This is a genomic window from Gluconobacter sp. P1D12_c (assembly GCF_018812105.1).
Lineage (GTDB): Bacteria > Pseudomonadota > Alphaproteobacteria > Acetobacterales > Acetobacteraceae > Gluconobacter > Gluconobacter oxydans_A.
Map to the genome: position 1 here is coordinate 1 of NZ_JACSIQ010000628.1, position 407 is coordinate 407.

Here is a 407-nt window from a genome sequence, read left to right on the forward strand (position 1 = left end):
GCGTTGCATCCAGGATCTGGCCCGACATCGGCAGATAGCCGGCGTGCCGCAGGGTCGCGTCAAAACGGTTGAACAGACCCTCGATCGCTCCCAACTGCGTCAGGCGCTCACGGAACAGCCAGAGTGATTTGGCATCAGTATCACGATCTGAAAGCCCCAGCCCAAGGATGCGCATGAACGACAGGCGATCGTTGATCAGATATTCCGTCCGATCATCAGACAAATTTTTCAACGTCTGTATAACCAGGATCTTGAACATCAGCACCGTATCAAATGGCGGTCGCCCGCCTTTGCTTCCATGTGAATAGGCCAGTGCCTTCTCCAGATCAGTACGGAACACTTCAAAATCCACATTCCGGGAAAGCGATTCGAGCTGATCGCCAAGCCCGCTCAAGCGAGTCAAACGC

At 54.3% G+C, this 407-nt stretch carries 1 protein-coding gene; it reads right to left on the reverse strand.

Going from position 1 to position 407, the window contains the following annotated elements; translation table 11 throughout:
• Positions 1–407: transposase (locus KP705_RS18460; RefSeq protein ID WP_252348450.1), on the reverse strand; the 407-nt coding region annotated here is incomplete at both ends.